This is a genomic window from Alcaligenes sp. SDU_A2, assembly GCF_038237375.1.
Taxonomy (GTDB): Bacteria; Pseudomonadota; Gammaproteobacteria; order Burkholderiales; family Burkholderiaceae_B; genus Alcaligenes.
Window position 1 is genome coordinate 2,788,568 of sequence record NZ_CP151273.1, and the last position, 24,308, is coordinate 2,812,875.

At 59.5% G+C, this 24,308-nt stretch carries 16 protein-coding genes and 1 CRISPR repeat array; of the genes, 8 read left to right on the forward strand and 8 right to left on the reverse strand.

Annotated elements, in window-relative coordinates:
- Positions 1-317 precede the first annotated feature (317 nt).
- Entirely contained in the window at positions 318-926 is a 609-nt protein-coding gene (locus AADW57_RS12870) for a class I SAM-dependent methyltransferase (RefSeq protein ID WP_341667291.1), read from the reverse strand.
- 87 nt (positions 927-1,013) lie between these two features.
- On the opposite strand from AADW57_RS12870, the gene AADW57_RS12875 reads away from it, so the two are divergent.
- From AADW57_RS12875 to AADW57_RS12910, 8 genes are all read left to right on the forward strand, one after another.
- Positions 1,014-2,012, forward strand: a complete 999-nt coding sequence (locus AADW57_RS12875; RefSeq protein WP_341667292.1) for an LLM class flavin-dependent oxidoreductase — start codon at positions 1,014-1,016, stop codon at positions 2,010-2,012.
- Positions 2,009-2,920, forward strand: coding sequence for a LysR substrate-binding domain-containing protein (locus tag AADW57_RS12880; RefSeq protein WP_341667293.1), 912 nt, complete (start codon positions 2,009-2,011; stop codon positions 2,918-2,920). The genes AADW57_RS12875 and AADW57_RS12880 overlap by 4 nt, the downstream gene beginning before the upstream one ends.
- 93 nt (positions 2,921-3,013) lie before the next feature.
- Positions 3,014-4,042, forward strand: a complete 1,029-nt coding sequence (locus AADW57_RS12885; RefSeq protein ID WP_341667294.1) for a Bug family tripartite tricarboxylate transporter substrate binding protein — start codon at positions 3,014-3,016, stop codon at positions 4,040-4,042.
- 19 nt (positions 4,043-4,061) lie between these two features.
- On the forward strand, positions 4,062-5,648 hold the full coding sequence (locus AADW57_RS12890; protein WP_341667295.1) for a gamma-glutamyltransferase family protein: 1,587 nt from the start codon (positions 4,062-4,064) through the stop codon (positions 5,646-5,648).
- A gap of 208 nt (positions 5,649-5,856) precedes the next feature.
- A complete protein-coding gene (locus AADW57_RS12895) occupies positions 5,857-7,701 on the forward strand; it encodes an ABC transporter ATP-binding protein (protein ID WP_341669703.1) in 1,845 nt (614 codons plus the stop codon).
- A 139-nt stretch (positions 7,702-7,840) separates the two neighbouring features.
- Complete coding sequence (gene nagB, locus AADW57_RS12900; RefSeq protein WP_341667297.1) at positions 7,841-8,605, forward strand: glucosamine-6-phosphate deaminase; 765 nt, start codon at positions 7,841-7,843, stop codon at positions 8,603-8,605.
- A 201-nt stretch (positions 8,606-8,806) separates the two neighbouring features.
- On the forward strand, positions 8,807-9,967 hold the full coding sequence (locus AADW57_RS12905; protein ID WP_341667298.1) for an efflux RND transporter periplasmic adaptor subunit: 1,161 nt from the start codon (positions 8,807-8,809) through the stop codon (positions 9,965-9,967).
- Positions 9,964-13,074: an efflux RND transporter permease subunit gene (locus AADW57_RS12910; RefSeq protein ID WP_341667299.1), complete on the forward strand. Its 3,111-nt coding sequence runs from the start codon at positions 9,964-9,966 to the stop codon at positions 13,072-13,074. The genes AADW57_RS12905 and AADW57_RS12910 overlap by 4 nt, the downstream gene beginning before the upstream one ends.
- On the opposite strand, the gene AADW57_RS12915 is transcribed toward AADW57_RS12910, so the two are convergent.
- From AADW57_RS12915 to csy1, 7 genes are all read right to left on the reverse strand, one after another.
- Positions 13,075-14,460 (reverse strand): efflux transporter outer membrane subunit, encoded by a 1,386-nt coding sequence (locus AADW57_RS12915; RefSeq protein WP_341667300.1) that lies wholly within the window; start codon positions 14,458-14,460, stop codon positions 13,075-13,077. It lies immediately after the preceding gene.
- 2 nt (positions 14,461-14,462) lie between these two features.
- Entirely contained in the window at positions 14,463-16,424 is a 1,962-nt protein-coding gene (locus AADW57_RS12920; RefSeq protein WP_341667301.1) for an ABC transporter permease, read from the reverse strand.
- Positions 16,418-17,593, reverse strand: a complete 1,176-nt coding sequence (locus AADW57_RS12925) for an efflux RND transporter periplasmic adaptor subunit (RefSeq protein ID WP_341667302.1) — start codon at positions 17,591-17,593, stop codon at positions 16,418-16,420. Before AADW57_RS12925 ends, AADW57_RS12920 begins: the two co-directional genes overlap by 7 nt.
- A 440-nt stretch (positions 17,594-18,033) precedes the next feature.
- A CRISPR array of direct repeats spans positions 18,034-20,101; the repeat unit is 28 nt; unit sequence TTTCTAAGCTGCCTATGCGGCAGCAAAC.
- A 130-nt stretch (positions 20,102-20,231) separates the two neighbouring features.
- Positions 20,232-20,798: a type I-F CRISPR-associated endoribonuclease Cas6/Csy4 gene (gene cas6f / locus AADW57_RS12930; RefSeq protein WP_341667303.1), complete on the reverse strand. Its 567-nt coding sequence runs from the start codon at positions 20,796-20,798 to the stop codon at positions 20,232-20,234.
- Positions 20,799-20,802: 4 nt separating this feature from the next.
- Positions 20,803-21,822, reverse strand: a complete 1,020-nt coding sequence (csy3, locus tag AADW57_RS12935) for a type I-F CRISPR-associated protein Csy3 (RefSeq protein WP_341667304.1) — start codon at positions 21,820-21,822, stop codon at positions 20,803-20,805.
- A 47-nt stretch (positions 21,823-21,869) separates the two neighbouring features.
- Positions 21,870-22,892, reverse strand: a complete 1,023-nt coding sequence (gene csy2 / locus AADW57_RS12940) for a type I-F CRISPR-associated protein Csy2 (RefSeq protein ID WP_341667305.1) — start codon at positions 22,890-22,892, stop codon at positions 21,870-21,872.
- Positions 22,889-24,220: a type I-F CRISPR-associated protein Csy1 gene (csy1, locus tag AADW57_RS12945; RefSeq protein WP_341667306.1), complete on the reverse strand. Its 1,332-nt coding sequence runs from the start codon at positions 24,218-24,220 to the stop codon at positions 22,889-22,891. The genes csy2 and csy1 overlap by 4 nt, the downstream gene beginning before the upstream one ends.
- Positions 24,221-24,308: the final 88 nt, after the last annotated feature.

Here is a 24,308-nt window from a genome sequence, read left to right on the forward strand (position 1 = left end):
AATGAACTATAAAAACAGAGCAGCAAACGACCAAACCGGGAAAAACCCCGTGCTCTTATCCACCCAAAATGTGGACAAGTCGCAGGATAAGCCGTGCAACACCCACATTAATCCTTTTATATCAACAAGCTACAACCCATGATCATAAAAAAGACAATTTTTGACGTTTTCATGACTGGCGGCAGGTTTTTTTTAGCAAGCTGGCTTATCCACAAAAGGTGTGCATAAAATCCGGGAAAACCCTTGGAGTAACAATAAATATCATTACAAAACAAGCGATTGCTTAGACGGGTCAAGAAATCACCAGCGTGCGTCGTTCAGGGCAGACTGCGCCACACTGAAGCCAGCCACGGCTGTTCGTGGCGCGGCTTGCCTTCGGGCCGGTAAAAATGACGCACCTCCTCGAACCCTGCCTGCCGCATGCGCAGCGCCCATTGCTCCCAGGAGTAATAGCAACCATACCGTTCGCCATGCCAGCCCTCCTCGCCTTGGCCGCGCGGATTAGAAGCGAACAGTATGCCGCCACTGCGCAAGCTGCCCCGCAAACTGGCCAACACCTGGGGCAGATCGGCGCTGGGCACATGAAACAGCACGGCATTGGCAAATACGCCATCAAAGCCAGCCTGGGGTAAGTCCATATCCAGAAAATCCTGCAAAAGAACAGTCAGCCCGGTTTCACGACGTGCCATCTCCACAAAGGCGGGGCAGGCATCCAGGCCTACCGGCCTGTGCCCCAGCGCCTGAAAGGCCAGTAAGTCCCGCCCTGGTCCACAGCCCAGATCCAGAATGTCGTATGGACCAGAGCCCGGCAAGGCATCGAGCAACGCCTGCCGATTCTGGCTGACATCGTGATCCCAAGTGCCGTCTCTGAAGGCCTGGGCATGGCGTTGATAATGATCCACGGTACGGCGGCTGGTTTCTTTCATGATCACCCTTCTCTGTCCTGTGGGCTTGCTTGACGCCCCCTAACTATGGGTTGACTATATCCCGAATCCCCGCCTGAACATTACGCCATGAAGCCTAGCTACCCACTCTCCGTCCTGGATCTGTCCCCTGTCACCCAAGGCTCCACGCCAGCGGAGTCCTTTCGCCGCTCCGTCGATATCGCCCAACATGTGGAAAACTGGGGCTACCATCGCTACTGGCTGGCCGAACACCACGGCATGCCGGGCATTGCCAGCGCCGCCACATCGGTGCTGATCGGTCATATCGCCAGCCAGACCCGCCATATCCGCGTCGGTGCCGGCGGCATTATGCTTCCCAACCATTCGCCTTTGCTGATCGCCGAGCAATTCGGCACGCTGGAATCCCTGCACCCAGGGCGCATCGACCTGGGCCTGGGACGCGCGCCCGGCTCGGACCCCGACACGGCCCGCGCCCTGCGCCGCAACCTGAACAGTGACCCCGATCAGTTCCCGCGCGATGTCATGGAGCTGCTCGATTATCTGTCCGACGAACCGCGGAACCGCATCCTGGCGGTGCCGGGCAAAGGACTGAACGTGCCGGTATGGATATTGGGCTCCAGCCTGTTCGGGGCACAGCTGGCCGCCGCCCTGGGCTTGCCTTATGCCTTTGCTTCGCACTTCGCCCCCGCTCAGTTAATGCCGGCCATCGACATTTACCGACGGCAGTTCCAGCCCTCCGCCTATCTGACCAAGCCCTATGTCATGTTGGGCTTTAACCTGTTTGCCGCCGACTCTCAGGACCAGGCCCAGTGGCTGGCTTCATCCTGGCAACAATCGTTTGTCAATCTGCGCAGCGGCCGTCCCTCGCAACTCCCACCGCCCGTAGACAACTACTACGAACAATGCAGCCCGCCTGCCCAAGCCCTGCTGGACTCTTTGCAAACCTGTAGCGCCATCGGCGATCCGGCACGCGTGCGCGAACAGATGCAAGCCTTCATACGGCTGACCGGTGCCGACGAGCTGATGCTGAATGCCAATATCTACGACCACCGGCAACGCCTGCGATCGTACGAAATTGCAGCCGAACTGCGCAGCACGCTGACATGAACGCGCGCCGCCTGCAGGAAATCGCCCTGCGCTATTTTCTGGAGGTCGCGCGCTGCGGGTCCATTTCCGAAGCGGCCGCCAATCTGCATGTGGCCGCCTCGGCCATCAGCCGCCAGATCAGTGGCCTGGAAGAGAATCTGGGCACGCCGTTGTTCGAACGCCACGCACGCGGCATGACCTTGAACGCTGCCGGTGAACTGTTGGCCGCCCACGCACGGCGCAGCGCCCTGGATGCCGAGCGCACGCTGCACGACATCGCGGCCTTGCAAGGTTTGCAGACCGGTCTGGTACGCATCGCCGCCTCGGAAGGCGTGGCCGCCCAGCTTCTACCCCATTGCATCGGGCAGTTTCGCCAGGCCCACCAGGGCGTGCGCTTTCAACTGGATGTGCTCGGGCCCCAGCACATTTCCATGCTGCTGCTCAGCGGCCAGATCGACATAGGCATCAAATTCACCCAGACAGCGGAAAAAGACATCAAAGTCCTGTTCCGACGCGATGCTCCTGTTATGGCTTTGGCCGCTCCCGGCCATCCACTGATGCGCACACAACGCATCAGCCTGAAAACGCTGCTGGCCCACCCCTTGGCCCTGCCTGGCCCCGACACAACGGTGCGGCAAATGCTGGATGTGGCCTGTAGCGCACAAGATCTGGACTTGCGCCCGGTACTGAGCAGCAACCATATGCATTCGCTGCACCAGTTCGCTCTGTCCGGTGCGGGGGTCACCGTATCGGCCGAACTGTCGGCCAGACACCTGATCGAGCAAGGTTTGCTGCAAGCTTGCCTGATTCAGGAACGCGTACTGCTTAGCCGCCAGATCGAGGTCCAGGCCCTGGCGGGACGCCGCCTGCCACCCGCCGTGCGCAGCTTTGTCGACTTCCTGTTGCCGCGCCTGGACAGCCCGGCTTAACCATTGCCGAAAAGGCAAACCTGTCCTGCTTATTTCTTGCTGGTTCGGCATCAGTGGCTTTCCTATCATCTCTTTATTACTGGAGGAGCCCTGATGACCACCACACACCCCACATCACTGCCGCCCGGCCAAGCGAACCGACGCAGCCGCTGGTTACGTCCCCTGCGCGCCCTGGCCGGCGCACTATTGGCCAGTGCCTGCCTGAGCGCCCAGGCCGGCAACTGGCCCGAACGCCCCATTCGCTTGATTGTGCCCTTTCCCACGGGGGGGGCCACCGATGTGATCAGTCGTCTGATCGCCGAGCAAGCCGCCAAAGAACTGAACGCCAACATCGTGGTGGACAATCGTACCGGCGCAGGCGGCACCATAGGGACTGGCGAAGTAGCCCGCAACAAAGCCGATGGGTACACCCTGTTGCTGACCACCAGCAGCACGCACGCCGTTGCCCCTCATCTGTACAAATCATTGCCCTATGTGGTGGAGCGAGACTTCACGCCCATCGCTCACTTGGGCGATGCCGCCAGCGTGCTGCTGGTGACTCCATCCGTACCGGCGACGACGCTGGGCGAACTGATTGCCCATGCACGCGCACAGCCGGGGGAACTGAACTATGCCAGCAGCGGCAATGGCACCATTGTTCACCTGGGCACCGAAGCCTTTCTGAATCAGGCGGGCATCGAGATGTCGCATGTGCCCTACCGCGGCACCGGACAGGCCATCAACGACATGCTGGCCGGCTCGATCCATGTCTTGCTTGATGCGATTCCTACCGGCATGCCTTATGTGCGCAGCGGTCAGTTGCGCGCCCTGGCCGTGACCGGCAGGCAGCGCTCCGCCCTGGCTCCCGAGCTGCCGACATTTCAAGAGGCTGGATTGCCCGACTACGAATCCCTGACCTGGTTCGGTCTTTATGCTCCGGCAGGATTGCCCGACGAGATCCGGGACAAGGTGTATGCTGCTTTTAACGCCAGCATCCAGAACGACGCCGTTCGCCAGCGTCTGCAAAGCCTGGGCGTAGACGCGCCGCGCAGCACCAGCCGGGATGAGTTCATCACTCTGGTGCGCGAGGACAGCCTGCGCTGGAAGCGCCTGATCGATGCCGCCGGCGTACACATTCAATAACGACACGACAGAGCACCGCATGGACTGGACCAATCCTTACCCTTCATCACGATCGGCCGTGCTGGGCCGCAATATGGTCAGCACATCACACCCGCTGGCCGCCCAGGCCGGACTGCGCATGCTGCTGTCTGGCGGCAACGCAGTCGATGCCGCACTGGCTGCCGCCCAGACCCTGACCGTGGTCGAGCCCACGGGCTGCGGCATAGGCAGCGATGCCTTCGCCATTGTCTGGGACGGCCAGCAACTGCACGGCCTGAATGCCTCGGGCCGCGCCCCGCGTGCCTGGACGCCCGAGCGTTTCCAGGGTCGCGAGCAAATGCCCGACAAAGGCTGGGAAAGCGTCACCGTGCCCGGTGCCGTCTCCGCCTGGGCAGAGTTGTCCAATCGATTCGGCGCACTGAGCATGGAACAGGTCGCGGCCCCTGCCATCCACTATGCCCGCGAAGGCTTTGCCGTTTCGCCCATTATCGCCCGCCTCTGGGAGCTGGGCCGATTGCGCCTGGGCGATCAACCCGGCTTTGCGCAAGCCTTCCTGCCCGAAGGACGGGCTCCCGCCGCGGGCCAGTGGTACCGAAATCAGGATCAGGCCGATACGCTCGAGCGCATCGCCGCCACGCAAGGCCGCGACTTCTATACCGGCGAGTTGGCCAAACGGATTGCCGCCTTTTCTCAAGCGCATGGCGGCGCTCTGACTGAACAGGACTTGGCCGAGCACCGCGCCAACTGGTGCGGCACCATCAGCCGCCCATTCGCCCATTCTGTGTTGCACGAAATTCCACCCAACGGCCAGGGACTGGCGGCGCTGATGGCATTGGGCATCCTGGAGCACGCAGGCATAGGGCGCGAACCCCTGGACCATGCCGATACCGTACACCTGAGCATCGAAGCCATGAAACTGGCCTTTGCCGACCTGTACGAGCACCACGCCGACCTGGAACATATGCGCCACCCGCCCGAGCACCTGCTGGACGATGCGTACCTGCGCGAACGCGCTGCACTGATACGGCGCGACCAGGCCGGCGACCCGGGACATGGCCTGCCCGGCCCGTCCGGCACCGTCTATGTCACCGCCGCCGACGCCAGCGGCATGATGGTGTCCTTGATTCAGTCCAACTACATGGGCTTCGGATCGGGCGTGGTGGTGCCAGGCACCGGCATCAGCCTGCAAAACCGGGGGCATGGCTTCAGTCTGCGTCCCGATCATGTCAATCTGGTGGCTGGGGGCAAACGCCCGTCGCACACGATTATTCCGGCTTTTGCCATGAATGCAGACGGGACGCCGCAAATGTCCTTTGGCGTCATGGGTGGCCCGTTCCAGTCCCAGGGCCATGTGCAAATGGCCTTGCGGGTGCTGCTGTACGGCCAGAATCCGCAGGCAGCGGCCGATGCGCCACGCTGGCGCGTCACCGGTGGGCGCGGCGTGGCCGTGGAACCGGATTTCGATCCCGTCGTCATCCAGTCCTTGCGTGAACGCGGTCACGACATACAGGTGGAAAGCGGCAGCGGCGTGTTTGCCTTTGGCGGTGCGCAATTGATTCTGCGTCAGGGCGAACACTACGTGGGCGGCTCGGACCCCCGCAAAGACGGCCAGGTCGCCGCGTTCTGACCCGGCACAGAGGCGGCGCGGCATCCATCTGCTGCGCCCCTGCCAAACAAACGCAGCGCACAACGGCAGCGCCGCGACCGGCACGGGAATTTCACGCCAATGCAACCCGGCGTGCGTTACGATCGGAACGCGCCGCCTTTAACCTGCAGGCGACGCTTCCATGATCCCTACCCTGCCTTGCGCAGGCTTGCCAGCCGGAGCCCTATTGGTGCTGTCTTTTTTCGAACGACGTGTTTCCCCCTACCCCGAACATCACGCTGACATTCCCCCTACCGGCTTTTTAGCCTTTCTTTGGGCCTGCACACGCGGTTCGCGCGGCTGGCTCGCCCTGTCCATCATCACCTCGGTTGCCTTGTCCGCCTACGAGGCGCTGCTGTTCGGCCTATTAAGCTACATCGTGGACTGGCTGCCGTCGGTCGACCCGTCACTATTCTGGACAGAGCACGGACCGACCTTGCTGGGCATCGCCGGCATATTGCTGGGTAGCGCTTTGTTGCTGGGACTGCACACCCTGATCATGCATCAGGTACTGGCCATCAACTTTCCGATGCGATTGCGTTGGCAATTTCATAAGCTGATGCTGAACCAGAGCATGTCTTTCTATGCCGACGAGTTCGCCGGCCGCATCACCACCAAGATCATGCAGACGGCTCTATCGGTGCGCGATACGCTGTTCATGACGGTAGACGTACTGGTCGGCATGGGTGCCTACCTGATCAGCATACTTATTCTGACCGCCAGCTTTGAGCGCCAGTTGATGATTCCCTTCCTGCTGTGGGTCATCAGCTACGGGCTGCTGTGCTGGTACTTCGTGCCTCGCCTGGGCAAGATAGGCAGCAAGCAGGCCGACGCCCGCGCCCTGATGACAGGCCGCATTACCGATGCCTATACCAATATCAACACCGTCAAGCTGTTCGCGCATACCCGGCGCGAAGCATTGCACGCCCGGCATGCCATGGAACGCTTCCAGGAAACCGGCTATGCGCAAATGCGTCTGGTCAGCCAGTTTGAAGTGGCCAATCATGTCGTGGCCACCTTGATGCTGCTGGGTTCTTCGGGGCTGGCGCTGTACTTGTGGTCCAAGGGCGACATCTCCGCCGGCGTGGTGGCGGCGGTCATGGCCGTCGCACTGCGCTTGACCGGCCATTCCCAGTGGATGATGTGGGAGCTGACCGGCCTGTTCGAGAACGTAGGCACCATTCAGGACGGCATCAACACCCTGACGCGCCAGCCCACCGTGGTGGACGCCCCCGAGGCCCGCCCACTGCAAGTGCAACAAGGACGGATCGAGTTCCAGAACGTCAGCTTTGCCTATCGCGACAAAAGCCGTCAGATCATCGACTCTTTGAACCTGGTCATCGAGCCGGGCGAGCGCGTAGGTCTGATCGGACGCTCGGGCGCGGGCAAGTCCACGCTGGTCAATCTGCTGCTGCGTTTTCACGATGTAGACAACGGCACGATACGGATCGACGGCCAGGACATTGCCCATGTAACCCAAGACAGCCTGCGCGAAGCGATCGGCATGGTGACCCAGGATACCTCTTTGCTGCATCGCTCGATGCGCGACAATATTCTGTACGGACGCCCCGACGCCACCGAGCAACAGTTGGAGCAGGCCACCGAGCGGGCCGCCGCCACCGACTTCATAGCCGGCCTGCACGATCAGGAGGGCCGCCAAGGCCTGGACGCGCATGTGGGTGAACGCGGGGTCAAACTGTCGGGCGGCCAGCGCCAGCGCGTGGCCATTGCGCGCGTCATGCTTAAAAACGCCCCCATCCTGCTGCTGGACGAAGCCACCAGCGCCCTGGACTCGGAGATCGAAGCCGCCATTCAGGAAAGCCTGGATACGTTGATGCAAGGCAAAACGGTGATCGCCATCGCCCACCGCCTGTCCACCATCGCTGCGCTCGATAGGCTGATCGTGCTGGATCAGGGCCGCATCGTCGAGCAAGGCAGTCACCAGGAACTGTTGCAACAAGGCGGCCTGTACGCCCGCCTGTGGGCGCGCCAAAGCGGCGGCTTTCTGGGCGAAACAAGCAAAGAACAGGACTGAGCCCTGGCCTGAGCACAAAAAAATGTACTGACGTAGACTTAGGCTGCCATTAGAATCCACGCAAGCTGATTGCTTCGCCGCCCTGCGGCGAAGCTTTTTTTTCAATCCGATTCGCTTTTACACGCAGACACTCGACACTATGTTCCTTGTCTTTCCTGACTCCGACGCCATCGCCCGTCACCTTAGCGCACGCCTGGTCGAACTCATCCGCAACGATCCGCAGGCCGTCCTTGGACTGGCCACCGGCGGGACTATGGAGCCCATCTACGCCCGTTTCGTCCAGCAAGCCAAGGACAGCAAGCTGGATGTGTCGCGCGTCAGCAGCTTCAATCTGGACGAATATGTGGGCCTGTCGGCAGTGCATCCGCAAAGCTACAACCATTACATGCACCAGCATTTGTTCAATCACCTGGCCTTCGATGAGGCGCGCCTGCGTCTACCCGACGGCCTGAGCGTAGAGCTTGAGCAGCATTGCCAGGACTATTCGGATGCGATTGCCGCGCACGGTGGTGTCGCCCTGCAACTTTTGGGCGTGGGTACCAACGGTCATATCGGCTTTAATGAACCGGGCACGCCCTTTGACAGCCGCACGCACGTGGTTGCGCTGTCCGAACGCACGCGCGTGGATAACAGCCGGTTTTTTGATTCCATGGACCAGGTGCCCGCATCGGCCATTACCATGGGCATACACGACATTCTGAGCGCGCGCGAAATCGTGCTGGTGGTCACCGGTGAACACAAGGCGCGCACGATGCTCAATTACCAGAACGGCGGCATTACCGAAGCGCTGCCGTTTACCGCCCTTAAACGCCATGCCAATGTCCACATCCTGCTGGACGAAGCCGCCGCCAGCCTGCTGGATGACCAGGCCTGCCGTCGTGTCGTGCAGCCCACCTGCGCCTAAGGCCCTTGCCGCGTGATGCACGCGGCGCAAATCGGAACACGGCGCAGGCTTGCGCGCCATCGTTGCAATCGGGCGCGGCGACCTACGCTCTTAATCCCGCCGCCCTTCCTGTCTCTTCACTGTTTATCAACGAGCATGTCGCCATGATGCGAAGATGCCGGCGCCAGTGTCGCGCCGCCCCTTTGCCTCTTGATTGGTCACATGAACTCTCTTGCTGCCTGGTTGACACGTCGTCGGCTCCTGCTCTCTGGACTGATCCTGCTACCCGCCGTCTTCTGGCTTGTGCAGCAGACCGATCCAGCCTCCACCGACATTTCTGCGGCCCCGCCATCGGTCAGCACTGCCGTGGCGCAGCAAGCACAATGGTCCCGGTCGCTGCGCATCTTCGGCACGCTGGTTGCCAAAAATGAAATTGCCATCAGCAGCGCTCAATCCCAACTGCGTATTGTCCGCATCCTGGCCGAAGAAGGCGACCAAGTCGATGCCGGACAGATACTGGCCGAACTGGATGATGGCGAACAACTGGCACTGGTAAACCAAGCCAAAGCAGAACTCAAACAGGCCGAGGCGGGGCTGCGCGAACAAAAGGCCGAGTATGAAGAGGCGCGCGGCCACCACGCGCGACTCAGTGCCCTGGGCACCGGTCCGATCAGCGCCCAACTGATCGATGAGCAAAAGATGCGGGCGCGGACAGCCCTGGCACGCCTGCACGCCGCTCAATCGCAAGTCAATCACGCTCAGGCCAGCCTCAAGCAGACACAGGAACAACTCGACAAGACCATCATATACGCCCCCGAGCCCGGACTGATATTGCGGCGTCATGCCCAGGAGGGGGCCGTCAGCGGTGCCCAGCCCCTGTTCATTCTGGCCGCGCAAGGCACCCTGGAGCTGGAAGGAGAACTGCCCGCCGGGGACCTGGCCCAATTGCAGACCGGTCTGCCCGCCCGCATCCAGTTGCCCGCCCACGAACAACCGCTGCCAGGACAAGTCAGGTTGGTTGCCGTGCGCGTCGATCCCTATTCGCGCTTGGGCAAAGTGCGTATTGCCCTGGACGAAACCGTCGGCCCGGCCCGGGCTGGACTGTTTGCCCATGCCTTGCTGGATTTGCCCGTGCGCCGCCTGCCGGTCGTCGTGCCTGCCAACAGCATTGTTGCCGATGCTTCCGGCCGTCTGTCCGTATTGGTGGTCGGCGCAGATCGCACCGTCAGCCGACGCCAGGTACAAATCGGTGAATACAAGCAAGACCTGGTGGAAATCCGCTCCGGCCTGCAGGCCGGCGAACAGGTCGTCGCTCAAGCCGCCGCCCTGCTGCGCGACGGTCAGGAAATCACCCCAATCAGCCAGGCCTCTGACGCCCCATGAATTTTCAGTTGTCCTCGTGGGCGATACGCCGCCCCGTCCCTACGATCGTGCTGTTCCTGATTCTGACTTTATGCGGATGGCTGGCCTTCAAGATACTGCCCATTCAGGCCAGTCCCCAGGTCAGCTTTCCTGTGGTGTCGATCTCCATCGCGCAAGCCGGCGCGGCACCCAGCGAGCTGGAATTAGATGTGGCGCGTCCTATCGAAGACGTGCTGGCTGCGCTACCCGGCCTGAAACGCATCAGCTCCACCTTGAGCGATGGACTCTACCAAGGCAGTGTCGAGTTTCAACTCGATGTGAATCCGGATCGCGCCGTCAACGATGTGCGCGATGCCATCGCCAAAGTACGGGCGGAACTGCCCGGCTCCATCCAGGAACCCCAGATCAGCCGGGTCGATGTCGAGGACGAAGCGCTGAGCTACTACGCTGTCGCGGGGGACGGGCAGTCTGCGTCCGATCTGTCCTGGTTCGTCGACAATACCGTGCGCCGCGCCTTGCTGGCGGTGCCCGGCGTCGAGCAGGTCGAGCGCATGGGCGGCGTACGACGCGAAATCCGGGTCGAACTCAAGCCCGAACGCTTGCTGGCTCTGGGCATCAGCGCCGCCGAAATCAATACGCAATTGCGGCATCTGAACGTCAATCTGCCCAGCGGCCGCGCCCAGCTGCACGGCCAGGAACAAGCCATACGGACATTGGGAGGGCAGCCCGACCTGCAAGCACTGGCCGCCTTGCCCATCAGCCTGGGCAATCAACGCTGGGCTCGTCTGTCCGAACTGGCTGATGTCCAGGACGGACACGAAGAGATTCGCCAGCAAGCCCGCTTGAACCAACAGCCCGTCGTGGGCTTTGCCATCTATCGCGCCAAGAGCGCCAGCGATACGGTGGTCGACCAGCACGTACGCCAGGCGCTGGCGCAGTTACAGGAGCGCGAGCCCCATATAAAGGTCACGCCAATTCTGACATTGGTGGACTACACCTACGACAGTTTCAAGACATCCATGACGGCGCTGTTGGAAGGGGCTGTGCTGACCGTACTGGTCGTGCTGATCTTCTTGCGCAATCGACGGGCAACACTGGTTGCAGCCCTTGCCTTGCCGCTGTCCATCCTGCCCACCTTCGCCGTCATGGCGCTGCTGGGCTATACCCTGAACAGCATTACCTTGCTGGCCCTGACACTGGTGATCGGCATTCTGGTCGATGACGCCATCGTCGAGATCGAGAACATTGAACGTCATCTGGCCATGGGCAAGCGTCCCTTTCAGGCAGCCATCGACGCAGCTGACGCCATCGGCCCCGCCGTTATTGCGATTACCGCCGCCATTGTCGCAGTGTTCTTGCCGGTCAGCTTTATCGGCGGCTATATCGGCCAATACTTCGAGCAATTCGGGGTGACCGTCTCTGCCGCCGTTCTGGCCTCGCTGCTCGTGGCCCGCCTGGCCACGCCCTTGCTGGCCGCTTATCTGCTACAGCCTGCCGACGCCTCTCATTGCGAGCGGCAAGGGCCTTGGATGAGCCGCTATCTGACACTGCTGTCCCTGGCCTTGCGCCACCGCCGTTTGACGCTACTCTGCGGAGTCGGTGTACTCGCCCTGTCCTTGCTGCTCGTACCGCTTCTGCCCTCGGGCTTTCTACCCGCCTCTGATGTGGGCATCAGCCATTTGAACGTCACATTGCCCCCTGGCTCGACGCTGCAACAAACCGACCACCGTCTGCAGGATCTAAGCCGCATCATCCAAGAACACGAGGACGTATCCGCCGTGTTTGCGACTGCAGGCGGCACAGACTCCAGCGGCGCGCAGGACGTATCACGAGGACGCCTGTTGATACGTCTTAAACCCTATAAACAGCGCAACCACAGCCAAAATGAAGTCGAACAGCAATTGCACGACAAGCTGGCCGGATTCAGCGATCTGCGCTATTTCTTCAGAGGACGCGGCGAAGAGCGCGATCTGAGCATCACCCTGCTGGGCACCAACCCGCAACTACTGTCGCACACCGCCCACGAACTGGCTGCACAGATGCGCACACTGCCCGGCTTGGCCGGCGTACATGTCAACGAACCGTTGCTGCGCCCCGAGCTGCGTGTTCAGATCAATGCCGAACAGGCTGCCCTAAGCGGGGTAACGAGCACGCAAATCGGCACCGCGCTGCGCGTAGCCACCATAGGCGAAACCGATACGGAGTCGGCCCGTTTTTCCTTGCCGGACCGCCAGGTGCCCATACGCGTCCTGATTCAACCAGCCATGCGCGAGGACCTGGATACCCTGCGTCTGCTGCGCATTCCCAATGGCACCGCAGACCATGCCATAGGACTGCTGACCGTGGCCGATTTACATATGGGTGCCGGGCCGGCGCGCATCGACAGGCTGGATCGCCAGCAACGCATCTCGGTCGGTGCCGATCTGCTGCCCGGCCACACCCTGGGGCAGGCGCTTGAAAAAATCGATGCCTTGCCCGCCTTGCAGTCTTTGCCGGCAGGCATCAGCCGCAGCGATACTGGCGATGTCGAGATGATGCAGGAAATGTTCGACAAGTTCGGACTGGCCATGGGCTTTGGCGTGCTGATGGTATACGCCGTGCTGGTGCTGCTGTTTCGCGATTTTCTGCAACCCATCACCATTCTGGTGGCGCTGCCTCTGTCCATCGTCGGCGCCATTGGCGGGCTGTTGTTGTACCAGGCGGCATTGGATCTGGCCTCGATCATCGGCATCCTGATGCTGATGGGCATTGTGACCAAGAACTCCATTCTTCTGGTGGAGTTCGCTGGCCGTAAACGCGAACAAGGCATGGACCTGAGCAGTGCTCTGATGCAGGCCGGCCGCGAACGCGCCCGCCCCATTATCATGACCACGCTGGCCATGGTGGCCGGCATGATGCCCACTCTGTTTCTGAGCGGTGCCGACGCCGGGTTCCGTTCGCCGATGGCCGCCGCCGTCATCGGTGGCTTGATCAGCTCGACCGTTCTAAGCCTGATTTTCGTGCCTGTCGTCTATAGCTATATGGATCAGCTCTGGCGCTGGCTTGGCCGCCGGCTAAGCCGCCTGTCCAGCGTTACCGACAAGGACAGGCAACTAGCCGAAGCGCGGGCGTCGGGCCGGCAGGATTAATTAGGCACCGGGGGCCTGCCAGCCCCCGCCCAAGGCCCTGAACAAATCTGCGCGGGCCTGCAAACGATTCGTAGTCAACTGCACGCGCAGATCCTGGGCAGCATAAAAGGAGCGCTGCGCATCCAACAAAGTCAGCAAGGTTTCAGAACCGGCGCGGTAACGGGTCTCGGCCAGATTCAGTGCCAACCGTGCCTGAGTCCATTCCTGCTCGTTAGCCAGTGCCTGCGCATCGATTCCGCGCAACTGAGCCAACACATCTTCGACTTCCACATAAGCCTGCACCACTCCCTGACGGTACTCGGCCAACAGCTCCTGCAAACGCGCGTGGTTCCACTGTGCATCCGCCTGGAGGCGGCCCGCATTAAAAATAGGGGCCACCAAACCACTTAACAGACTATAGACGGGATGCTCCAGACTTTTACGCCAATGATCGCCCCGCGCACCGGTGCTCGCCCCCAAGGTCAAGCTGGGATACAAGGCCGCACGGGCAGCGCGCAGATCGGCCTGCGCAGCGGCTAAACGGGCCTCCAGACGCGCGATATCCGGCCGCTGGCCCAGCAAGGCGGAAGGCAGCCCCGTCTGCACCGACGGCACATGCAGCGTCAATATATCGTCCTGTGGTTCGGGCAAGACCTGCACTTGCCCCAACAACGCACTCAACTCCAGCCGGTTCCGCACGGCCACCGCTTCCAGCCCATGCAAAGCACGCTGCTGGCTGGCTAGCAGGCCGCGCTGCTGGGCCAGTTCCAGCGGCGATGCCGCACCGGCCTGCGATCGCGCTTCCAGCAGCGCCAGTAAACGCCTGGCCACGGCCAGATTATCGCGGGCGATGCGCAGCCTATGCCTGTCGCCCAGCATCTGCAGCCACAAGTATGCGACCTCGCCCTGCACGCTGACACGCAATACATCCAGCTCATAGGCCGCCGCCTGAGCCTGCGCTGTCGCGCTATCGGCCAATGCGGCATTGCGGCCCCACACATCCAGTTCATAACGCATGACCAGACCGGCTACATAGTCCGACCTGGCCGGCCCATGCCGGCTTTCAAACGGTGCCTGGCGCTGCGCCGACAACGACCCCTCCAGCTCGGGCCACAGACGCGCGCCGGCCATCCTGGCCTGGGCACGCGCCTGCAGCACCCGGGCCTGTGCCTGCTGCAAGGGCGCAGCCTGTGTCACGGCCTGCTGCATCAGGACATCCAAGCCATCGCTGCCAAACGCGCGCCACCATTCGGAGGCCAGCACCACACCGTCGCGTGCGCCACCCGGATCGCCCTGTTCATAGGCCGGGGGCAGTGCGGGCAAAACCACATCTATATTCGGAGACAGAGGCGCACATGCCTGCAACAGTCCGCCAAGCATCGCCAAGGTCCATCGAGAAACGCGCATTGCTACTCCCCAGCCAAGGCTTGCACGGGATCGAGCGCCGCCGCCGTGCGTGCCGGCATATACCCGAACACCACCCCCGTCAGCACCGCGCAGGCAAACGCGCCCAAGGCAGCACTGACCGAGAAAACCACATCCACCCCACCGATAATCAGACCCGTACCGATCAAGGCTCCCGCCAGCACACCCAGCAGCCCCCCTGTCACGGTCAGCATGACGGCCTCGGTCAGAAACTGGCGCAATATGTCCCCCTGACGAGCGCCCGTAGCCATCCGTATGCCGATTTCACGGGTCCGCTCCCTGACCGTCATCAGCATCACATTCATGACGCCGATGCCACCAACGACCAAGGAAACGGCGGCGATCAGGCCCAGCATCATGCTCATCGACTGGCGGGTGGACTCCTCGGCCTGCAAACGAGCCGCGGCATTGCCAATAGAAAAATCTTCACGCCCGCCATGCCGCTGCGTCAGCAGACGGCGCATGGCCTGCTCGGCCTGCAGCACCACGCTGCTGTCTTGCGCTTCCACCACCACATAATCGGGCTGAGTCTGAGCCTGATAGACTCGCGCCCGCGCCGACTGATACGGAATGAACACCATATCGTCGTAATCCTGAACGCCCGAATCCGCTCCGCGCTCCTGCATGACCCCGATGACCTCGAACGAGGAGTTGCCGATCAGCAATTGCTGCCCCAAGGGACTTTGGGGTTCGGGAAAAAAATGTCGCGCGGCCCGATGCCCAAGTACCACCAGCGGTGCCAGATCCCGATCTTCTGCATCGGTGTAATAGCGTCCCTGCGCCAGCGGCCACTGATGAATCTGCGGCATGGACTCGTTGGCCGCGAAAACGTAGATCTGCCTGTCCACATTGCCGCGCCGCACCGTGATCGGATCGCCGATAACCGGCATGACCCGTCGAATCTCGGGCAGTTCGCCCACGGCGCGCAAATCCTCCTGCGTCAACTCCCCGCGCGGCAAGCCGCTGGAGGGTGACATGCTGCCCAAATACATCACCGTCGTGCCCAAGGTCCCCATCTGGGCAATCACGCGCTGACGCGCTCCCTCGCCCACCGCCAGCATCACGATGACGGACGCGACCCCGATAATAATGCCCAGCAAGGTCAAAGCCGTCCGGTAACGATTGATGAGCATGCTGCGCAACGCCCCCCGCGCCGCATCCCGAAATTCCGAACTCCATGCCGCGCGAACGGTCTCTTTGGGGGGGGACGGCGGCGCTGCCGACCCACCCACCGGTGACGCTGCTGCTCGTTTGTCCGACAGGATGCGGCCGTCGCGAATCTCGATGATGCGATCGGCCATCGCCGCAACCTGATGGTCGTGCGTAATCAAAATAATGGTATGGCCAGAATCGGACAGCTCGCGCAGCAAGGCCATGACTTCGGCCCCGCTGCGCGAATCCAGCGCGCCCGTGGGCTCGTCGGCCAGAATGACTTGTCCGCCGTTCATCAGAGCCCGCGCAATGGACACCCGCTGCTGTTGCCCGCCGGACAACTGATTAGGCCGGTTGTCCGGCTTGTCCGACAAGCCCAGCTTGCTCAGCAAAGCCAGAGCCCGGGCCTCGCGCTCCTGCACCGGCAGGCCCGCGTAAATCGCCGGCATCTGCACGTTTTCGGCGGCTGTCTCGGTAGGGATCAGGTGGTAACCTTGAAACACAAAACCAAAGGTTTCGCGCCGCAGGCAAGCCAGTTGGTCGGCATCCAGCTGCGCCACATCCCGCCCCTGGAACAAATAAGTGCCGCTGCTTGGCCGGTCCAGGCAACCCAACACGTTCATCAAGGTGGACTTGCCCGATCCGGACGCCCCGACAATAGCCACGAACTCCCCGGCATACAAGGTCAGATCAATATCGAACAACACTTGCACGGCCGGCTTGCCGCTGGGCGGACCGCCATAAATACGGCTGATGCCGCGCAACTCGATCAATGCAGGATCAGCCCCTACCATTGCAACCACCGCCAGCCGCGTTCCACCGGCACCACGGCAGTAACGATCTGCTCGCCTTGCGCCACACCATCCAGTATCTGCGCCTGATGACGATCACGCACGCCCAACCGCACCTGCCTGTCTTGCAGTTTGCCCGCTGCCAGTACTTGCAAGCGATGCGCCTGGGCGTTTTGCGGGTCGGGGCTCAAAGCGACCAGAGGAGCCAGCAAGGCCTGCTCGGCCCGCGCCGTCTCGAACAGCACCTGCGCCGTCATCTGCGGCATCAGTTCGCCATCCTTGTTATCCACATCGAACAGCACCATATACATCACGGCCTGCGTCGCTGTGGCTTGTGCCTCCTTACCCTCTTCGCGCACCGCTTCTTCGGGTGCCGGCATGATCTGGCGCACCCGTGCGCTCCAACGCCGCGCCTGCAACTCGCCTTGATCGCCCAAGGTTGTAAAAGACACCGGCATGCCGGCCTGAAGACGGCGCACATCCGCCTCGGACACGCTGGTCCAAACCGTCATGGTTCCCAAATCAGCAATACGCAGAATCGTAGGCGTCTGATAGGTGGCGTTCAGCGTCTGCCCCTCGCGAGCCTGCACCCCGATGACCGTGCCGGCCATAGGCGCATAAATACGCGTATAGCCAAGTCGTGCTTCATCCGCTTTCAGTGTGGCCTGGGTCTGTTCGATCTGGGCCTGCACATGGCGTATGCGCGCCTGCGCCACCGCATGGTTGGCCTGGGCCGTCTGCACGTCCTCCTGACGCGTCGCCCCCTGGCGTTCAAGTTGCCGCTGACGCTGCCACTGCTGACTCGCCAGCGTCGACTGAGCCTGCTGCTCGGCCAATTGCGCGCGCAAACCCGCCAGCGACGCACGCCCGGCATCCACCGTGGCCTGTTGCACGCTGGGATCGATCTCCACCAGCAATTGTCCCTGCTCGACCTGATCACCAGGCGCAACCAACAAACGCTTGATCTGTCCGGACACCTGCGCGCCCACATCCACATAGCGGCTGGGCTTCAAGGTGCCCACGGCAGCCACCGTAGCGCTGATCTCGCCCAGCACGACAGGCGTGGTTTCAAACTGCTGCTCGGGGCGGCTTGCCTGAACGGCCAAGGCACCCAACGCCAGCGCCGCCAGCGCAACCAGCACCCAGCGGCGTTTTGCTGCTTTGGACTTCATCGGTGATTCCATCAAAAACACACGCTTCGCCCGCCCCAATTGCTCGGTCGGCCAAAGGCTGTGGACATTGGTCAAAGCCGGAAAAATCAAACAGCGCCATGCAAAAGGCAAAACGCAAGGACCGCTGGCTAGTAGACAAGAAACATTAAATGAGAATCGATTCTATTATCATTTAAAAAGCTTCCGCAAGCCCAAATCGCCATACCCACCTGGAGAGTAAGGATACGTATTCGTTTACGACAGACGAAACAACCATCAAAAACAAATGAAAATCCAGAAAAATCAATCGATTGACGGATAAATCAATCAACGTAGATTTTCCTGCTTTAAAAAGTGAATAGACAAATAGAAATCGCCATACACCACCAAACTAGCAAACTCAGTTGCACTGCCTGTGCGGCAGCGAACAATAAACATGACCGTGTCTGAACTGATGGACTTTTCTAAGCTGCTTATACGGCAGCAAACCGCACATCGTTCAAGCTGGGTCAGGTCGAGGTTTTCTAAGCTGCCTATGCGGCAGCAAACGAGCGGATGTTGTCGTTACAGCAACGATTGAGTTTCTAAGCTGCCTATGCGGCAGCAAACGCGGCCACCAAGACGCAGCAGCAGGTCTTCAATTTCTAAGCTGCCTATGCGGCAGCAAACCCAGCGACCAGAGGTGTCATCCATCAAGGCCTTTTCTAAGCTGCCTATGCGGCAGCAAACACATTCGACCAGATCAGCGAAGCATTGGACAATTTCTAAGCTGCCTATGCGGCAGCAAACAAGGCTGGGCGGTCTGTGTCGCGCCCCGGTACTTTCTAAGCTGCCTATGCGGCAGCAAACGATCATCACCGACGTTTACCAGGGCGCACTGTTTTCTAAGCTGCCTATGCGGCAGCAAACGGCGCTTCCTGTCGATACCCGCTGCCGAACTGTTTCTAAGCTGCCTATGCGGCAGCAAACGCGGCGCGCAGGCTTTCCGGCAGGTTGTCATATTTCTAAGCTGCCTATGCGGCAGCAAACGATCTCGCGCAAGCGTAAGCCGACCATCATCCTTTCTAAGCTGCCTATGCGGCAGCAAACATGACCGTGACCGGCGGGCGCGTCACCTTCACTTTCTAAGCTGCCTATGCGGCAGCAAACACTTCCATCCGCGTTGTGTAGCGTTTGCCCTGTTTCTAAGCTGCCTATGCGGCAGCAAACCGAGCTGGAAATGTGCCTGGCTGATCCGCTCTTTTCTAAGCTGCCTATGCGGCAGCAAACGGGGCACAGGGTCGTCAGAGGCGAACGAGTACTTTCTAAGCTGCCTATGCGGCAGCAAACAACTTGCGCAGCTTGATTCTTCGTTTGTGGCTTTTCTAAGCTGCCTATGCGGCAGCAAACTATTGCCGTTGCCCGCACTGGTTCACTTGCTGTTTCTAAGCTGCCTATGCGGCAGCAAACGCCCTTTCCGTTTTGGCAGTGGCTTACTACCATTTCTAAGCTGCCTATGCGGCAGCAAACAACTCCATGCAGGTTTAAACCGCCCCGGCAGGTTTCTAAGCTGCCTATGCGGCAGCAAACGGCGGGCGGGGTTGCGGTCGATGCAACGGCGGTTTCTAAGCTGCCTATGCGGCAGCAAACCGGCCCTGGGAGCGCGCCTGGGAGAGCTGGACTTTCTAAGCTGCCTATGCGGCAGCAAACATTGTCTGAATAAATCGTCCGTTTTTGAATAATTTCTAAGCTGCCTATGCGGCAGCAAACGAGCCGTGATGCAGTCGGGCAGCAACGCAAATTTTCTAAGCTGCCTATGCGGCAGCAAACTCCTTTCATGGCCGCGAACCGGAGCCGATGATTTTCTAAGCTGCCTATGCGGCAGCAAACTCTGATCGATAAAAACGGCACGGTCGGCCCCTTTTCTAAGCTGCCTATGCGGCAGCAAACGTATTGGGAGCCAATTGGAAAATACGCCGATGTTTCTAAGCTGCCTATGCGGCAGCAAACGCTAGGTAATCAATGCCAGAGTCCCACTCTGTTTTCTAAGCTGCCTATGCGGCAGCAAACGTAGAACGCGCAGAAAAGCGGCTAGACGATCTTTTCTAAGCTGCCTATGCGGCAGCAAACAACGGTAGCCCCGTGACAGTTTTTTCAGTCCATTTCTAAGCTGCCTATGCGGCAGCAAACCCAGTGTCCACGGGCGATCCGTTCGGCAGACTTTTCTAAGCTGCCTATGCGGCAGCAAACGGTCATGCCGGGACACCCTGGTCGCGCACGCTTTTCTAAGCTGCCTATGCGGCAGCAAACCGGTGGCCGTTGCCGCGATGGCGGGCGGCGTATTTCTAAGCTGCCTATGCGGCAGCAAACACCCGCCCACAGCAACGAGTTATTCTCCAGCATTTCTAAGCTGCCTATGCGGCAGCAAACCCTGGCGATGAGTACGAGCCTATCGAGTACGATTTCTAAGCTGCCTATGCGGCAGCAAACATTCGTTGTATTGGCCGCGCGTCATCGGCGTGTTTCTAAGCTGCCTATGCGGCAGCAAACTAGAAGAAAAAAAATCAAAAAAACTTATAAATCAAATATTTAATAGAAATAGGCACCAAAAACCCTTTTTTTCCAAAGAAACACAAGCCATTGATTTATATAAAAAACCTATCAACTAAAAAAATTAGGGTCAAAACCAGGGAACGGTGGCTTGGTTGCTCAGTCCATAAGCATTGAACACACCTGTATTCGCTTCAGGCTGCTCCGGCCCCATCGCCAAAAACAAACAAAATGGTTGTGCAGTACTACTGCTGCGCAGGTGAATAAATGGCAGATTTGGCTGCTGTTGTGCGTCCGCCGGAATCGCAGCACTTGCTTGCTCTGCGGTTTCGGCGTGGCGTTTCATGCGTCTACGACGCAAACGATCTACATTGGTTTTGAATTGACGCCGAAAGACCGTCCGATACGTTGCGCTTGACGGGACAGCCTGTATAGAAACCGGTTCGATATGGTCCCGCATGCCCCGCAGCCACTGCGTCTGCTCCAACCGCTGCAGCGCAGGCATCGACCCATGAATACGCATACGGGTTCCCAAACCCTTAGGTTTAAGCGCATACTCCGGAAAACTGACCCCCAACCCTTGCTCCTGCAATTGAACCAATGCGCGGTGCAGTTTGGAATACAAAGCACCTAGCAAATAGGTAGCACTGAATTCCGGGTCGGGCAGAATACGAATTTCGATGTAGTGGCTAGTCATGCCTTTAATTCCCAGCATCACCAAATACACCACCTCGGATCAGCACCGCCATCACGAAATGCTGCTGTTCGATATCCGGCACCTGATCCTTCAGCAGCCAGTTATCCAGTAAGGTATAGAAATCCAGTTTCGCCTTGGGCTGACGATACGCTTTCCCTTGGGTCGTAACAGAGCCATAGGGCTCGACAGCGATGGGGCCCAGCCCAGCAGCATCTGGATACCAGTCATCGATGGTACGAATCGCATTGCCCAATTTCTGCGAGTGCATAGCGGCCACGCTATCGACGTGATACAGCGTCTTGCTTTTATCGCCCTTGCCACGATCCAGAATCAGTTCCTGGGACGGAAAAACCTCCTGCCCCGCACCGATACGCACATAAGCGGTGACGCGCAGCAAAGTGTGCCGTTGACCAGCCAGCCCTTGTGCAATGACTTGTGCCAAGGCATCACAATCTGCCTGCTGGGCCTGCCCCTCGAAGGCGCGCAAGCTCAATTCCAGCGCATCAAATGTCCAACGCTGGCTGACGCTTCCGTGCTCCAAGACGTCCACCACGACATTTACCTGCTCCGCACCAATCCGGTTGCGCCATAGAAACCGGCCATTCGCCAGGTTATACGCATAACGGCGTGCCAATTCATCGAATCCATGTTCTTGCGTATAGGACTGAATGACCTGTTGCAGCTTCAGTTCGTAATCGGCGTTATTGCATGCCGACGGTTTACCGGCACCGGCCAGCACCCGCACTGTAAAACTAACTTTTAATGTGTCGCTGGACGGAGGCAAAGTAGCCACATCCACCGTCTGCAAGTTAGGGTTTTCGATTGCGGCGTCCAGTTTGGCCGGGTCTTGATCCTTGGTTTTCAGACGATTGGAAATCGTGCCTCGCACCGATTTAAGGCGCAGGGGGACAGCAGTCCATACAGCTTCCTTATCCTGGTCGGCCCAGTTTCCGGCATAAAACAAGGCATCGGAAGGATCGATTTTTCGCTCAAAGGCCAGGACAGATGCAGTTTTCAACGACATGATGACTATTCCTTAAAAATTCGAGATCAAACTTGAAAGACAAGCCGTCAAAGCGGCCAATCAAACACGGACTCATCCAACGCGGACAACTCGGACTGCGGCTCCTGCCGGGGAGCACAATAATCGTTACGGCACAAATACGCGCCAGAGGGCTCGTGGAAATCGGCATACCACAATAAATCGCTTGGACTCTCTAAGCGATGCGGACCTATCCACTGGCCTATGGAATACACACTTTCCACAAAACGAAATGGGGTCGCGCTGTCGCGCGCATTCAATACGGTGCCACCCGCTTGCAATGCTCCCAAGGCCCCATACCCAACGGGGATAGGCACGATCCATCCCGACCTGTCATGCTCCCAGCGTATCTGACCTTCCTCCGTTTCTCGGCTTCGGTAGTTGAACCGCGACAGATCCAGCCAAGCATCGAGCAAGGATGCATTGGGATCATCGCCCTTTAATTCAGCCCAATGTTCTTGCAACAAATCATCCCGGCTGACCAAGGCAAAGCCTGGCAGACAACGTCGTCGGATATCACGGAAAAGGTTCTGCTGCTCTTGGAGATCCTGCGGCCAGCAATACAAGGAGGGACGCTGTCTGGACACACGATTTCGTGCCGACTCCAGCACGCTTCCCCCACCAATGCGCAGAGTCTGCACGTGGTCGGTAACCCGCTGAGCCAGTTCCTGCAAACGCACAGCATCAAGATCCGCTAAACGGCTGCCTTCACCCATGCTCTGAACCTCGAACACCAGCGTCAGATCCAGATGAATACGCCCTTCTTCGACAATCGCAGCGGTATCGCCTTTTTTATCAACAGGGTTACGCGTTAAATTAAAGGTCTTGACGTAACTGCCCTGCGCCAGCTCTTGATGCCAATGACACACAACGCCGACTTTATTCAAGCTCAGCGGTATGCCTTCTTGGGCCAGTTTGCGATTCAAGGCCCACATAAACCCCAGAAATGCCGTCATGGCTGGAAAGCCATGTGTCATCGGGCTAGAAATCGTATTTGCGTTCTGAACCCGCACATGCGGAATAAGCAGCACACCCTCAAGCGACGAACTCATACCGCCTCCTTGCTGGTCGAAGTATGGACCTGAACACCCAAATCCTGCAGTTGCGCCATCCAACTCGACTCATAGGCCAATAATTCTTTTTTCCATTGTCGGTGCTCTACCTCACCCACCGGCAGATGCCCATGTAAACGGGCATTCAGCCAGTTGCCAAAACGGTGCCCTATTTGCTCCGGCCACTGCATCTGCTGCCACTCCAAACGGAACTGCCGGTCCGATTCGGAGCAAAAAACGTCATCCTCATCCACACGTCCTATGTCCAGCCACAATTGCTCTTCGCGGGCCATGTCGCAACGACTGTCGGCACTCCAACCTGCTGGCCAGGCCGTGCGCAGTTCACCAGCCAACGACACTACTTCGTCTATCAGGCTGCTAATGTAGCGATCCACACGCTCTCGCGTCTCCATATTGGAAGCCGGCTTGCTCAACAAGAAACGCAGCAGATTTCCAGTCAGATGGCGCACTTCGCGACGCCGCATCAGTAAGGTGTCAAACACAGAGTTCAGCCCCCACGGTTGCGGAACGGCGCGTGAAGTCCAGTTCGGGGGGAGAGAACTCAACAAATAATTGACGCCACCGCGTTCGCTATTGAGCTGAGAGATGTTTTGAGGCTTGGTTCCCCCCAATTTGCGCACTGCCAAGTCGGGATAGACACGTACGGCGTCATCATGGAGCTTTTGATCGCGCCGTGCCTGACGGGCCTGCTTGGCGCGGTCACCAAAGCGATCCTCCTGCAGCACACCGTGCACGGCATGCACCAACGACGTAGGAAACAAAGGCGCCAACAAATGATACTGACCGTTATCACTGCTATCCGATCCGGTCAGCCAATACAGTTGTTTCGCCAAAACATGGCTAGCCGCCGCTTGCCCAGTGTCTTGCACCAGCCCCAGAAAAGCATCGGCCCATTGCCTGGCCTGATCTGCATCCTTGCTGAAGGCGTCCAGCACAGCCGGCTCATTGCATTGCAGACGTTCCAAGATGCTGCGTCCGTCCAACTCCAGCCGCAAAAACTTATACACATCCAGCGCCGCCGCATTGCCAACGACATCACTCGCAAAACCAGTCGTCAGCACATGGCTGCCCACCTGACCCAGAGTTGGCAGTTGATTTGGTGCCACATAAAGACTGGTGCCACGCGCATCCGGATGAATCGGCTTCAGGGCATGCGTTACCGCTTGGATCTGCCCTACCCGCCGCGCCGCATCCGCCAGCCATGCCTCTGGTTCGTACGGAGCAATCAAGTCCCCACGTTTAGGATCATCCGGCGGCAGTTTGTCCAGCTTGGCCTGCAGGCGGTCTTGAATAAAAGAGTGGATCAAACTTTTCAGCCTGATCCCATCACTCACAGTTTGAGTCACGACAAACCCCTACGATAGAAAACACCCATTGTTTACAAGCAAAGAAGGC

Bases quoted from the DNA above. Each gene is read 5' to 3' on its own strand.
- AADW57_RS12870 (WP_341667291.1), bottom strand. From the start codon at position 926: ATGAAAGAAACCAGCCGCCGTACCGTGGATCATTATCAACGCCATGCC.
- AADW57_RS12875 (WP_341667292.1), top strand. From the start codon at position 1,014: ATGAAGCCTAGCTACCCACTCTCCGTCCTGGATCTGTCCCCTGTCACC.
- AADW57_RS12880 (WP_341667293.1), top strand. From the start codon at position 2,009: ATGAACGCGCGCCGCCTGCAGGAAATCGCCCTGCGCTATTTTCTGGAG.
- AADW57_RS12885 (WP_341667294.1), top strand. From the start codon at position 3,014: ATGACCACCACACACCCCACATCACTGCCGCCCGGCCAAGCGAACCGA.
- AADW57_RS12890 (WP_341667295.1), top strand. From the start codon at position 4,062: ATGGACTGGACCAATCCTTACCCTTCATCACGATCGGCCGTGCTGGGC.
- nagB (WP_341667297.1), top strand. From the start codon at position 7,841: ATGTTCCTTGTCTTTCCTGACTCCGACGCCATCGCCCGTCACCTTAGC.
- AADW57_RS12905 (WP_341667298.1), top strand. From the start codon at position 8,807: ATGAACTCTCTTGCTGCCTGGTTGACACGTCGTCGGCTCCTGCTCTCT.
- AADW57_RS12910 (WP_341667299.1), top strand. From the start codon at position 9,964: ATGAATTTTCAGTTGTCCTCGTGGGCGATACGCCGCCCCGTCCCTACG.
- AADW57_RS12915 (WP_341667300.1), bottom strand. From the start codon at position 14,460: ATGCGCGTTTCTCGATGGACCTTGGCGATGCTTGGCGGACTGTTGCAG.
- AADW57_RS12920 (WP_341667301.1), bottom strand. From the start codon at position 16,424: ATGGTAGGGGCTGATCCTGCATTGATCGAGTTGCGCGGCATCAGCCGT.
- AADW57_RS12925 (WP_341667302.1), bottom strand. From the start codon at position 17,593: ATGAAGTCCAAAGCAGCAAAACGCCGCTGGGTGCTGGTTGCGCTGGCG.
- cas6f (WP_341667303.1), bottom strand. From the start codon at position 20,798: ATGACTAGCCACTACATCGAAATTCGTATTCTGCCCGACCCGGAATTC.
- csy3 (WP_341667304.1), bottom strand. From the start codon at position 21,822: ATGTCGTTGAAAACTGCATCTGTCCTGGCCTTTGAGCGAAAAATCGAT.
- csy2 (WP_341667305.1), bottom strand. From the start codon at position 22,892: ATGAGTTCGTCGCTTGAGGGTGTGCTGCTTATTCCGCATGTGCGGGTT.